The 12837-nt window shown below is 38.4% G+C and carries 10 protein-coding genes; 3 read left to right on the top strand and 7 right to left on the bottom strand.

Annotation, left to right across the window (positions count from 1 at the left end):
- Positions 1-48 precede the first annotated feature (48 nt).
- Positions 49-1515, top strand: coding sequence for a dipeptide/tripeptide permease DtpA (dtpA, locus tag LG402_RS11890; RefSeq protein WP_166540566.1), 1467 nt, complete (start codon positions 49-51; stop codon positions 1513-1515).
- Between the two features lie 164 nt (positions 1516-1679).
- Here dtpA and LG402_RS11885 read toward each other — a convergent pair whose 3' ends face one another.
- Complete coding sequence (locus LG402_RS11885; protein WP_227335509.1) at positions 1680-3053, bottom strand: MFS transporter; 1374 nt, start codon at positions 3051-3053, stop codon at positions 1680-1682.
- Positions 3054-3824: 771 nt separating this feature from the next.
- Here LG402_RS11885 and LG402_RS11880 point away from each other — a divergent pair.
- On the top strand, positions 3825-4046 hold the full coding sequence (locus tag LG402_RS11880; protein ID WP_166540565.1) for a hypothetical protein: 222 nt from the start codon (positions 3825-3827) through the stop codon (positions 4044-4046).
- 83 nt (positions 4047-4129) lie between these two features.
- On the opposite strand, the gene mgtE is transcribed toward LG402_RS11880, so the two are convergent.
- From mgtE to purM, 6 genes are all read right to left on the bottom strand, one after another.
- On the bottom strand, positions 4130-5593 hold the full coding sequence (mgtE, locus tag LG402_RS11875; RefSeq protein WP_109407727.1) for a magnesium transporter: 1464 nt from the start codon (positions 5591-5593) through the stop codon (positions 4130-4132).
- A 232-nt stretch (positions 5594-5825) separates the two neighbouring features.
- Entirely contained in the window at positions 5826-7358 is a 1533-nt protein-coding gene (gene ppx, locus LG402_RS11870) for an exopolyphosphatase (protein ID WP_227335507.1), read from the bottom strand.
- A 4-nt stretch (positions 7359-7362) separates the two neighbouring features.
- The gene (gene ppk1 / locus LG402_RS11865) at positions 7363-9444 is read right to left on the bottom strand and encodes a polyphosphate kinase 1 (RefSeq protein WP_109407726.1); all 2082 of its coding nucleotides are present in this window, start codon (positions 9442-9444) and stop codon (positions 7363-7365) included.
- 46 nt (positions 9445-9490) lie between these two features.
- Positions 9491-10081 (bottom strand): spermidine N1-acetyltransferase, encoded by a 591-nt coding sequence (speG, locus tag LG402_RS11860; protein ID WP_072068434.1) that lies wholly within the window; start codon positions 10079-10081, stop codon positions 9491-9493.
- Between the two features lie 107 nt (positions 10082-10188).
- Positions 10189-10818 (bottom strand): phosphoribosylglycinamide formyltransferase, encoded by a 630-nt coding sequence (gene purN / locus LG402_RS11855; protein WP_166540563.1) that lies wholly within the window; start codon positions 10816-10818, stop codon positions 10189-10191.
- 13 nt (positions 10819-10831) lie between these two features.
- Entirely contained in the window at positions 10832-11872 is a 1041-nt protein-coding gene (gene purM, locus LG402_RS11850) for a phosphoribosylformylglycinamidine cyclo-ligase (protein ID WP_227335505.1), read from the bottom strand.
- Between the two features lie 231 nt (positions 11873-12103).
- On the opposite strand from purM, the gene upp reads away from it, so the two are divergent.
- Positions 12104-12730 (top strand): uracil phosphoribosyltransferase, encoded by a 627-nt coding sequence (upp, locus tag LG402_RS11845; RefSeq protein WP_072068431.1) that lies wholly within the window; start codon positions 12104-12106, stop codon positions 12728-12730.
- Positions 12731-12837 lie beyond the last annotated feature (107 nt).

Raw genomic sequence — 12837 nt, 5'->3', positions numbered from 1 at the left:
AAAATTAGCCTAAATATAAAGGCGTAATAAAATAATTAGAGGTTTTTAGTGTCAACTGCAAACACACCTGACGATGGACAAAAACCGAGCCTGAATGCATTTAAACAGCCTCGCGCATTTTATCTCATCTTCTCAATCGAATTATGGGAACGTTTTGGCTATTACGGTCTGCAAGGGATCATGGCCGTTTATCTGGTTAAAATGCTGGGCATGGGTGAGGCAGAAGCAATCACCGTTTTTGCTGCATTTACCGCATTGGTTTATGGTTTTGTTGCTATCGGTGGATGGCTGGGTGATAAAGTCCTTGGTACAAAAAGGGTTATAATCCTCGGTGCTATAGTTCTGGCAATTGGTTATGCAATGGTGGCTTTCTCAGATCACGATAAAGATGTGATTTATTGGGGGCTTGCAACCATTGCTGTAGGTAATGGTTTATTTAAAGCAAATCCATCCTCATTACTTGCAACCTGTTATGAGAAAAACGATCCGCAATTAGACGGTGCATTTACGATGTACTATATGTCTATCAACGTAGGCTCGTTCTTATCTATGTTAGCAACACCATGGTTAGCAGCTAATTATGGTTGGGATGTAGCATTTGCCTTAAGTGTTGTAGGTATGCTGATCACCTTAGCAAACTTTATGGTTTGCCGTGGTTGGATCAAAGATAAAGGTTCTAGACCTGATTTTGAACCGCTTAACTATTCAAAATTATTATTAACGCTGGTGGGGATTGTTGCATTAACTGCACTATCAACATGGTTATTGCATAATAATGAAGTCGCAAGTTGGTCTTTAGCTGTGATCTCATTAGGTATCATCCTAATTTTTGCGCGTGAAACCTTTATGATGAAAGGGGCTGCTCGCCGTAAGATGATTGTGGCGTTTTTACTGATGGTTGAAGCTGTGGTCTTCTTTGTTCTTTACGATCAAATGCCAACGTCTTTAAACTTCTTCGCAATCCATAATGTTGAACATTCCCTTTTAGGTTTCAGTGTTCAACCAGAGCAATTCCAGTCACTTAATCCATTCTGGATCATGTTAGCAAGCCCATTATTAGCGGCTGTGTATAACTTTATGGGTGATAAACTACCAATGCCATATAAGTTCACCGTAGGGATGTTCTTAAGTGCGACTGCATTCTTAGTGTTACCACTGGGTGCAAGCATGGCAAATGAAGCAGGTATTGTCTCTTCATGGTGGTTAGTAGCAAGCTATGGTTTCCAAAGTATTGGTGAGTTAATGATTTCTGGGCTTGGCCTTGCAATGGTTGCTCAACTTGTACCACAGCGTTTAATGGGTTTTATCATGGGTGCTTGGTTCTTAACTTCGGCAGCCGCTGCAATTATTGCAGGTAAAGTTGCAAGTTTAATGGCGGTACCAGAAGATGTTCAAAGCGCACATGCCTCATTAGAAATCTATAGCAGTGTCTTCCTACAAATCGGTATTGTGACAGGTGTTATTGCAATCTTAATGCTTTTAACTGCACCAATGCTGAGTAAAATGACACAATAATTTGTAGCATTAAAAAACGAAAGCTGAAGAAAATAGAGGATGCCAAAAGGCATCCTTTTTTGTATTTGTTACCATAAAATGTAGCACAAAAAAATACCGCCCATATTAAGGGCGGTATTGTGTAAGGGGATATTAATAGAGCATATTTATACATTGATAAAGACTTAACCAACTACTTTATCAATTTGTAATGCAACGTCTTTTTTACTAGTAGTTGGCTTTACCGCAGTCCAACCTTTATAAGCTAAAGGTAAGAATGCGACAGCAATTGCTAAGAATGAGACTCCAGCGACATAATAGGCACCCGCCATTGCTGTCTTTTCTAACCATGCACCAGTTAACATTGGGGTTAATCCACCAAACACGGCATAAGCCATATTGTAAGCAAAAGACAACCCTGAAAAACGAATTGATGGTGGAAATGCTCTTGTACTAACAATTGGTGTTGTGGCAATCGCACCAACAAAAAAGCCCATCAATCCATAATTAAATGCTAACTGAATACCCGACATTGCTGTATCTAAACTGCCATAGAAATGGAATGCAGTAACAATCAAACCACCCCATGATAATGTCATTGAAACTCGTGTTCCTAATTTGTCGCCAATCCAGCCCCAGAAGATACAACCTAAAGTTAAGGTTAATGTTGCAACACAGTTCGCTTCCAATGAGGTAGTTCTATCAATTTTGTAAATCCCTTCAACAATTACACTAGGTGTCATCAATATGGTGACAACAATGGCTGTTGATAAAGACCAAGTTAATACAGCTGTAATTAAACACGCTTGTTTATGGTTTTTAATGACTGAAATTACAGGCATTTCTTGTGCTAAGGCTTTTTTTGCGGCCATCTCTTTAAAGATAGGAGTTTCTTGCAAGAAACGACGTAAGTAAACAGAAATTAAGCCAAATATCCCACCTAAAATAAAGGGAATACGCCAAGCAAAATCATTAACTTCCTGAGCGCTATAACTACGCTGAACGATAATTGCGACGATCGAACCTAATAAAATACCGCCCGTAATACCTGACGTTAATGTCCCAACACCCAAACCATAACGTTGTTTTGGTGTATGTTCTGCAATAAAGACCCAAGCACCTGGCATTTCACCACCAATAGCAGCACCTTGCATGATACGCATCAATAACAGCAATAATGGAGCAGCGACGCCAATGCTGGCATAAGTAGGTAATAAACCAATAATTAATGTTGGAACGGCCATTAAAAAGATACTTAAAGTAAACATACGTTTACGGCCAATAATATCGCCGTAGTGTGCCATAATGATGCCACCCAAAGGACGAGCAAGATAACCGGCTGCAAAAATACCCAATGTCTGCATCTGTGCAATAAAGGCGTTATCACCAGGAAAGAACAAGTGGCTCAATGTTTTCGTAAAGAACACGAAGATTACGAAATCATAGAACTCCAAAGTTCCTCCTAGTGAGGATAAACCCAACGTTTTATAGTCGTTGCGATTTAATGGTCTTGCCGTAGGTTGACTCAACGGCTGAGTGGAGTGTGATTGTGATGTCATAATAACAACCTATAATAATCATCGTGATAAAATTAATAACTAATAAAGTCACAAATATATTCTTTTAGGATCAGCAAATAAAACAGGGTGGAAATAAATAACAGTAGATGGTTATTTATAGGCTATTTACGTGAGAAAGAATAATGTTGTGATGATGGTTTAAGTTATAACAGGAAGCTCTTAATGATGTAAATAGGTTAAAATAAAACAATTAAATAGACTTAAAAGTCACTAATTTGTGGGTTTAATATCTTAATTGTTTCGTTTTTGTAATATATTATATTAATAAATTGAAGTTATTATATATAATGTAAAAATATTACGTATTATTGTTTTTGGGATGGATTTTAATATCTCTAAATAAAAACGAGGTGATATTGAATATATTTATTATGCTTTAAATAAACAATTAAATAATAAAAGCGCTATGAATTTAATTTATTATTTTTTGTAAAAAAAGTTATTATTAGATAATTAAGAAAGTTATTCGTATTAATAGTGAAAGATATGATCTGATAGGAAATAGATTATTAGCATATTCTACTATATGTTAAATTCGATTCCTGTGATTTTAAAATTCAAATAATTAATAATTTGTGAAATTTAATGCCATTTAAATTTATAATCATAATCATATTTTTGTGTTTTTATGCATAATGTGATTTTTTAGAACAGTCTCTCAAATAAAAAAATAAAAACAAAAATAAGCATCAAAAAAGTTATTTTTGATTATAATTACAACAGTAAGTCAATTGATATGTCGGAGGATTTATGGTCTCTATCTCAATGAGTGCTATTCTCTTAGCTGCAATTGTTCTGTTTGCCTCACTTTCTATCGTTGCATTAGGTGGTGGTTTAGCGTTAAAAACCATACTAAATAACACTAAACACACTGATAATTATGCACTGAGTGCTTCTGTTAAAAAAACGTTTATCACATCGCTGATCATCGTATTGCTACTTGTTTACTATTACCTTTCAACAACGGTTTAATTATTTATTGTTAGTCACACAAAAAAACGCCACTGTATTTTATTAACAGTGGCGTTAGTGTAATAACGTATTATTGCGTGATTTTAAACTAGGAAGATAGTGGCTAAACCTAAGAAAATAAAGAAACCACCTGTATCTGTAATTGCGGTTATCATAACGCTTGAACCAATTGCAGGATCTTTACCTAATTTAATCATGGTCATTGGGATCAGTACACCCATCATGGCAGCCATTAAGAGGTTTAATACCATCGCCATTGTCATTACCGCACCCATAGCAAGGTCGCCATAGAGGAGGAAAGTGACAATTCCCATTATCCCTCCCCAAACAATACCGTTAATAAGGGCGACACCAAGCTCTCTTAAAATTAAGAATGAGAAGCTTCCGGTTTGAATTTGGTGCAGTGCTAAGGCACGTACAATCATTGTAATAGTTTGATTACCCGTGTTACCTCCAATACCTGCAACAATAGGCATTAGTGTGGCAAGCGCAACTAATTGTGAGATAGTATCTTCAAAGACACCGATAACACGAGAGGCAACGAAAGCGGTACATAAGTTGATAGCAAGCCAAGTCCAACGTGTTTTAACGGCTTGTCCAACTGGAGCGAAAACGTCCTCTTCTGGGCTCAACCCCCCCATACGACGAATATTGGTATCGCTCTCTTCATGCATGTTATCAACGATATCTTCAACAGTTAATCGCCCCATAAGAAGACCATTGCTATCAACCACAGCGGCTGAAATTAAGTCATAACGTTCGAACGCACCCGCCGCATCTTCGCCTTTTTCTTCTGGCATAAAGCTCACAGTATCTGTTTTCATTACATCTGATACAAGTTTGTCAGGAGATTGCGTTAAAACAGTGGTTAATGGAAGTTCGCCCAACAGATGATTTTTATTATCGATAACGAAAATTTTATCCGTTGCTTCAGGAATAGAGCCTCGTTGGCGTAAATAGCGTTGTACAGTTTTTAACGTGACATTGCCTCGCACAGTGACGAACTCAAAGTCCATCATTTGACCAACGCTGTCTTTTGGATATTGCAGGACTTCTCTTATCCTATTACGCAGGCTTGGTTCTAAATAGGTAAGAAGGCGACGCATTGTATCGCGTGGTAAGTGCTCTGCAATGTACGCTTGCTCATCCACATGTAATGTGGCGACCGATCGTAATAATTCACGGTCGGTCATATCTTTAATTAAGCTGTCCCAAACGGCGACAGACGCTTCGACTAAAACAGCACCACGTTCATTATTATCAACCAAATGCCACAATGCGAGACGCTCGTCATAGGGAAGGGCTTCAAGAATATCTGCAATATCTGCCGCGTGTAGATCTTGTAGTAATTCTCGAACAGTGGTGATTTTTTCATGAAGTTCGTGGTGGCTCAGCCTATCATTTTCACTTGCTTCCCCTAAAACGGTTTCAACAAATTGATCATCTTCAAGAAAGATACTCAAAATTTGCTGACGCAGGAGTGCCACTTTTTGTGAATACGGATTGATGGCAGCCGCAGTATCATTGTTGATAGCTGTTTGAGACATGTTATTCCTTTTTAATTCTTACGAGGGAGATAACCATTGACACTAATTATTCCATTTTAGGATGATTATCGGTCTTCTCCGTATAAAAAATATGAATCTTGAACAATATTGCGTTGGTGATGTTCATATTATGGTCACAAATCAAACCTATGTTGTTATGTGATAGTTGTTGTATGATAGATGCAACAAAAGACGCATTGACTAGCGTCTTTTTCTTTATAATATCATATTGTTAAGCAGATTCCTCTTTTATATCTAGTTTCCAGCCCGGAACTGACTGCCAATGCTCTTGTTCTTTTTCTAAATCCAACTCCATCAATGTGTTATCGGAAAGATATTTTTTAGGAAAATAAAGAGTCCAATGATTTTCATCAGTAGCTAAACGCAAAGATGCTGGTTTTGTCGTCGATTGTCGCTGATTATTAAGTAAAGTTGCTAATCTAAGTATTTGTACGAGTGGGAAATATTGTTTCTTTTTATAAAGATTAAATTTAGGCAATTCATCTAGCTTAATCCCTTTTCTGTGATAGCGAACTAAGGTTGTTAATAATAGCTGTTGTTCTTGGTTAAAACCTGGCAAATCTGTATTTGAAAGGATATAAGCAGAATGGCGGTGCAATCCACTTAAATTAATGCTTAATCCGACCTCATGTAACATGACAGCCCAAACTAAAATGGCTTCTAGATCAGGGCGAACGAGTTTAGGATTTTGTTGCGCCCATTGTTCGTAAAGGGACTGCATGGTTTCAAGTACACGTTTTGCTTGCTCTCTATCAATATTATAGTGCTCGGCAAGGCTTTTTGCTGTACGTTGGCGAATATCTTGATGGCGAAATCTGCCTTCCATTTCATAAAGCACACCTTCACGTAGAGCACCATCAGATAGGTGTAGTGCTTTTAATCCTAAAGAATCAAAAATACCGCATAAAATAGCCAAGCCTGGTACAAAAACATGCTTACGCTCATCGGATAACCCCGGTAATGAGATGTCTTTAAATTTCTTAAAGCGCAACACTTGTTTTGTTAACATAAGTAGACGTTCGGGGGTGATAACACCGTCTTTTTCGCCAAACTCAACTAAGATCTCATGAGCCGCTTTAATGGTGCCCGATGCGCCTAAAGCAACATCCCATCCCGTCATTTTATATTGCCATGCAATTTTTTCCATTTTACGTGCTGCTTTTTCTCGTGCTTTACGAAAAGCAGATTCACTAATTTTTTGCTCAGGAAAAAATTGACGACTAAAACTGACACAACCCATGCGCTGGCTTTCAATTAAGATCGGCTCAAAGTTTTCACCAATAACCAATTCTGTTGAGCCACCACCAATATCAATAACGAGTTTTCGACCTTTTTCTGATTGTGTATGTTCAACGCCCATAAAGATAAGTCGTGCTTCTTCATGTCCAGAAATAATTTCGATAGGGTAAGGGATAACTTCTTTTGCCCGTTGGAGAAAGACTTTAGCGTTAGTCGCAACACGCAATGTATGTGTGCCAACGACAGTAACATTTTCGGCAGGAAAGCCCTGTAACCTTTCAGCAAAAAGAGAAAGGGCGGAAAGCCCACGTAACATAGACTCTTCGCTTAATTCATTATTATCGTCAAGGCCATCAGCGAGATAAACACGCTGTTTTAAGCGACTTAACACTTGCAATGCGCCATTAACAACGCGCGCAATTATCATATGAAAACTATTAGAACCGAGGTCAATAGCTGCAATTTCTAAAGGACGTGGTGAAGAGTCATCTTGTGATAAAGGCATAAAATTACGCTCGTGATCCGGGTTGTTCTAACAATTTAATGTACTCATAGACAGCAAGCTGGGAACGAATTTTACGTTTATTTCCACGAGGAACATAGTTATTTGTTAAATCTTTATCAATAAAACGCGCTTTAACGGTGTCATTAAATTGAATATCTAATATATCAAGAACACGTTGTTTCAGTTGAGGATCAAGCAAAGCCACTGCAACTTCAATACGATAGTCAAGATTTCGCGTCATCCAATCGGCAGAAGATAAGAAGATTTTTTCATCACCTTTATTAGTAAAAACATAAACGCGATCATGTTCTAAAAAACGATCAACGATACTGGTAACTTGAATATTCTCACTAAATCCTGGCTGATTAGGAACTAAAGAGCACATGCCTCGCACTAAAAGCCGGACTTTGACTCCCGCTTCTGATGCGTCATAAAGACGATTAACCAACTCTTCATCGACTAAATTATTCACTTTTAATGTAATCCCTGCGGGATGCCCTGCTTGAGCACTGTGAATTTCATTAGTAATTAGTTGGTTTAAAAGAGTTCGTGAATTTTGAGGTGAAACCATCAAATGCTCAAAAATCACAGGGCGATAAGGGTTTTCTATAAAACTAAAAACGCGACGTACTTCATTGGTAATTTCAGTATTCGCAGTTAAGAGCGAATAGTCAGTATAAAGGCGCGCTGTTTTTTCGTTAAAATTCCCAGTACCAATATGGGCATAGCGAATAATTTCACCATCTTCTAAGCGAGAAATAATAAATAATTTCGCATGAATTTTTAAACCTGGAGCTGAGAATATAACGTGAACACCCGCTTCTGTTAGGCGTTTTGCCCAATGAATATTGGCCGCTTCATCAAAACGAGCTTGTAACTCTACAACCACAGTGACTCGTTTACCGTTGTGTGCTGCATGGATCATGGAATCTATAATTCGAGAGTCTTTTGCAACACGGTAAATATTGATTTTGATTGAAATAACGCTTGGGTCAAAAGAGGCTTGGCGCAACAATTCCAGCACATGCTCAAAAGTATGATAAGGGTAATAAAGCAAGACATCACGTTCCCTAATGGCGTCAAAACCATTACGGAAATTATCAAACCAAATATGGCGTAAACGTGGAATTGGTTTATTTAATAGAAATTTACTACCTTCATTTGGAAAGTTAATAAAGTCTTTAAAGTTATGATAACGTCCCCCTGCAATAACGGAGTCGTTATTTGATAAACCTAATTTACTGCGTAGTAATGCTACCATTTCATCTGGCATATCACGTTGGTAAACAAAACGCACAGGCTCTGCGGTAAGGCGTTGTTTTAAGGTTGAGGACATCATTTCAAGTAAACTTGATTCCATTTCTGTCGCAAGATCGTACTCCGCATCTCGCGTCATTTTCATAGAATAAGCATTCAATGAGTCATAATCAAAAAAACCTTTAAAAACTTCATCAAGGCAGTAACGTAAAATATTATCCAATAAAATCATGGATTTTTTCTTACTACGTCCTTGATCCGTTGGCAGAATAACAAAGCGAGGAACTTTATCTGATGGAATTTCTAATAAGGCGTAATGAATAGTTTGCCCTTGTGCAATTTCAACGGCCAAATAGGTATAGTCGTCTTTAAGAAACTCAACCAAATTGGTTTCAGGATTAATTAAAATGGGCGTAATGTGTTTTCTTAAGTTTTGGCGAAAATATTGGCGTAACCAGATTTGTTGATTAGGTGAGATTTGACGTTCATTGATTAAGAAGATTTGATTTCGTGCCATCTCAAGCAATAAATCGTTATATAAAGCATCAAACTCTTGGTCAGCTTTAGCCACTTTTGACTGAATTTTTTTGATAAGATGGCGAGCATGACTTGAAGCAGAGCGAGAGCCTCGCTCTTCATTAATTAAGATACGGCGTTTAACATCAGCAAAACGGACTTTATAGAACTCATCAAGATTATTTGAATAGATCCCCAGAAACCTGACTCTTTCAATTAACGGGTTTCGTTTGTCAGCCGCCTCTTGTAATACACGTTCATTAAACGCAAGCCAACTGATCTCTTTATCAATATAGAGTCGTTCCTGGGACATCTGAACTCCAACTAGGGTTAAAGTTAAATCTTAATATCTGAATAAATCAGACATGTTGCTTAATAGTCGCACCCGGTTTGACAAAATTTTCGGGTTTTGCTTCTTTGGCTTTTTGCTCAAAATAAGGTGCTTGGAATGTACACATTCTAATTGCAGAACGATAGGCACCGTTAACAAAAAACTCATCTATTAAATCACCTTCTTTTTTAAAGCCAAGCTTTTCATAAATATGAATCGCTTTAGCATTCTCTTTATCAACGATTAAATAGAGTTTGTATAAATTAAGTACAGAAAAAGCATAATCCATCGCCAATTTTGCAGCTCTTGCGGCATAGCCATGACCCTGATGTGCAGGTGCAATGATAATTTGGAATTCGGCACGACGATGAACATAATCAATTTCAACCAACTCGACAAGTCCCACTTTAGTGCCTTCACTTTCAGCAATAAAGCGGCGTTCACTTTGGTCGTGAATATGTTTTTCATATAAGTCACTTAACTCAATAAAAGCCTCATAAGGCTCTTCAAACCAATAGCGCATAACGCTGGCATTGTTATCAAGTTGATGGACAAAAGAGAGATCTTCTCGTTCGAGAGGACGTAATTTTATAGGTGGAACTTTCCTACCACCGGACATAAGCACCTCGGTGAATGCATTGAATAAAAAAGAGAAAAGGGTGACACAAAAAAAGTCACGCGGGCTACAGTGTAGCACAATGTGACTTTTTAGCTTAAGCGAAATAGTTAATCAAGGCTGTCGAACAACGCGATATCATCAAGGAAAGCTTGATTATTCTTCATAGTCAATCGGTCTTCAGCTAACCAGCTGATCGCTAATGGGTAGATTCGATACTCTTCTATTTGTATTTTAGCTTGTAATGATTGTTCAGTGTCATCCGGCAAAACAGGAATACGTGCCTGAATAATCATTGGGCCACCGTCAAGTTCTTCTGTAACAAAATGGACGGTAACGCCATGAAAAGAGTCTTTATTTGCTAAAACTTGGCGATGAGTATGCAGCCCTGGATATTTAGGAAGCAAAGAAGGATGAATATTTAATAATTTATGCTGATAATGAGTGACAAAATAAGATGATAGAATGCGCATGAAACCTGCTAAAACCACAATATCAGGCTGATAAGCATCAATTTTTTCTATTAGCGCTTTATCGTAATCAGCTCTATCATTAAATTCGGTTGGATCAACAAAATAGGCTGGGATCTCAGCCTTTTTTGCTCGTTCAAGGCCAAAAGCATCCGCTTTATTGCTGAAGACAGCAACCACATTACCTGTGATTTTATGTGCCCTACAGGCGTCAATAATCGCCTGTAGGTTGCTGCCGTTTCCTGAAATAAGGACAACGATATTTTTCATTCACATGTTTTCATTAGTTAATAATAACTTGTGCTTCACCTGCGGCTTGTGGTGCAATTTCACCGATGAGCCATGCATATTCACCACATTTTGCAAGGTGTGCTAATGTTTTTTCAACATCATTTGGGTTAACTGCAATTAATAGTCCGACACCACAGTTAAAGGTGCGGTACATTTCATGTGTGCTAACTTGTCCTGCTTCTTGTAACCACTTGAAGACAATCGGCCATTCCCAACTGTGACTTTCGATGCGAGCTTGCGTATTTTCAGGTAGTACGCGAGGAATATTTTCCCAAAAACCGCCACCTGTAATATGTGCAACTGCATGAATATCAACATTCTCAATTAATGACAGCAGTGATTTCACGTAAATACGTGTAGGCGCTAATAGGTGATCAGCAAGTGATTTGTCACCTAATGATGTGCTATCTGCTTGTGTATTACTGACTTCAAGAATTTTTCTGACTAATGAATAGCCATTAGAATGAGGGCCACTGGATGCTAAAGCAATTAATGCATCACCTGCTTTAACTTTACTGCCATCAATAATCTCTGACTTTTCAACCACGCCAACACAAAAGCCTGCGATATCATAATCATTGCCATGATACATACCGGGCATTTCTGCTGTTTCGCCACCCACTAACGCACAGCCTGATTGTTTACAACCTTCAGCGATACCTGTTACAACTCGTGCTGCGGTATCGACATCTAATTTTCCTGTGGCATAGTAGTCAAGGAAGAAAAGGGGTTCGGCGCCTTGAACAATTAAATCGTTGACACACATTGCGACTAAATCAATACCGATGTCATCATGGCGATTTAAATCCATCGCAAGGCGGAGTTTTGTACCTACACCATCGGTGCCTGAAACTAAAATAGGTTCGCGGTATTTAGATGGAATTGCACATAGTGCACCAAAACCACCTAAACCCCCCATAACTTCAGGACGGCGAGTTTCTTTTACTACACCTTTGATACGATCGACTAAAGCATTACCTGCATCAATATCGACACCGGCATCTTTATAGCTGAGAGAGGATTTGTTAGTCACGTAGAGCCCTCACGGCAAGTTGCTGTTAAGAAAAAATGTGTGCGGGCGCTATTCTAACAGGCAAAGCAAACGTTTGCGAGGATCTTCTTTCTGGGTCACAATTATTCATGTTGGCGTGGTTAAAAGCTGTGCGCTTGATCAATATCAATAGAAAAACGATGGAATGTTGGCAAAAAAGCGGTATAATCTCGCGATTTTTTTGTCAGGCTGCGTCGTACATTAGGAGAAATTATGAAGATCGTTGAGGTAAAACACCCACTCATTCAACATAAATTGGGGCTGATGCGAGATCATGATATAAGCACTAAGCGCTTTCGTGAACTGGCTTCAGAAGTTTCCAGTCTACTGACGTATGAAGCTACCGCCGATTTAGCAACAGAGACGGTAACAATTGAAGGTTGGTGTGGTCCGGTAGAGATAGAACAGATTAAAGGAAAAAAAATCACAGTAGTTCCTATCCTCCGTGCAGGTATCGGGATGATGGATGGAGTATTAGAAAATATTCCTAGTGCCCGAATCAGTGTTGTTGGCGTTTACCGCGATGAAGAAACCTTAAAACCCGTCCCTTACTTCCAGAAATTAGCATCCAATATTGAAGAGCGTATGGCTCTTGTTGTTGACCCTATGTTAGCAACAGGCGGCTCTATGATTGCCACAATTGATTTATTAAAAAATGCGGGCTGTACTTCAATTAAAGTATTAGTACTGGTTGCTGCTCCAGAAGGTATTAAGGCATTAGAAGAAGCTCATCCAGATGTGGAGTTATACACTGCATCGGTTGATAGCCATCTTAATGAGCATGGGTACATCGTTCCAGGTCTTGGCGATGCTGGTGATAAGATATTTGGTACAAAATAATAATTAAGCCGACTTTGATAGTCGGCTTTTTTTTGGACCACTTATTTGTTCTATACTCTAAATATTTTAAGGTGCAGTTAGATGGCTAGGGCGAATGGGTCTAGTCA

This window comes from Proteus sp. NMG38-2 (genome assembly GCF_020640995.1).
GTDB lineage: Bacteria > Pseudomonadota > Gammaproteobacteria > Enterobacterales > Enterobacteriaceae > Proteus.
This window is presented reverse-complemented; position numbering and strand designations above follow the sequence as displayed.

Excerpts from the sequence above, each read along its gene's own strand:
- LG402_RS11885 (WP_227335509.1), bottom strand. The coding sequence starts at position 3,053 with ATGACATCACAATCACACTCCACTCAGCCGTTGAGTCAACCTACGGCA.
- LG402_RS11880 (WP_166540565.1), top strand. The coding sequence starts at position 3,825 with ATGGTCTCTATCTCAATGAGTGCTATTCTCTTAGCTGCAATTGTTCTG.
- mgtE (WP_109407727.1), bottom strand. The coding sequence starts at position 5,593 with ATGTCTCAAACAGCTATCAACAATGATACTGCGGCTGCCATCAATCCG.
- ppx (WP_227335507.1), bottom strand. The coding sequence starts at position 7,358 with ATGCCTTTATCACAAGATGACTCTTCACCACGTCCTTTAGAAATTGCA.
- ppk1 (WP_109407726.1), bottom strand. The coding sequence starts at position 9,444 with ATGTCCCAGGAACGACTCTATATTGATAAAGAGATCAGTTGGCTTGCG.
- speG (WP_072068434.1), bottom strand. The coding sequence starts at position 10,081 with ATGTCCGGTGGTAGGAAAGTTCCACCTATAAAATTACGTCCTCTCGAA.
- purN (WP_166540563.1), bottom strand. The coding sequence starts at position 10,818 with ATGAAAAATATCGTTGTCCTTATTTCAGGAAACGGCAGCAACCTACAG.
- upp (WP_072068431.1), top strand. The coding sequence starts at position 12,104 with ATGAAGATCGTTGAGGTAAAACACCCACTCATTCAACATAAATTGGGG.